The 293-nt window shown below is 65.5% G+C and carries 1 pseudogene; it reads left to right on the plus strand.

Going from position 1 to position 293, the window contains the following annotated elements:
• Positions 1 to 293 (plus strand): annotated as a pseudogene (locus EN851_RS35600) (PLP-dependent aminotransferase family protein); the annotation flags it as partial.

Genomic DNA, 293 nt, shown 5'->3' on the forward strand with positions numbered 1-293 from the left:
GTCACGACATCAGCCCCATACCGCCTCTGCAGGCGCTCGACGCGGACTCCGTCATCTATGTCGGCACGCTGTCCAAGACGCTCTCGCCCACCTTGCGGCTCGGCTATCTCGTAGTCCCCGCCAGCCTGCGCCGGGCGTTCAGCGAGGCGAAGCGCCTGACCGACCGGCATGCTCCGATGCTGGAACAGGACGTGTTGGCCGAACTGCTGACGAGCGGCGCTTATGAGCGCCATGTCCGCAGCATTCGCAGAAAAAACACCGACGCAGGGAGGTGCTGCTGCAGGCGTTGGCGG

It is taken from the genome of Mesorhizobium sp. M8A.F.Ca.ET.208.01.1.1 (assembly GCF_004791315.1).
In the GTDB taxonomy this organism is placed as follows: domain Bacteria; phylum Pseudomonadota; class Alphaproteobacteria; order Rhizobiales; family Rhizobiaceae; genus Mesorhizobium.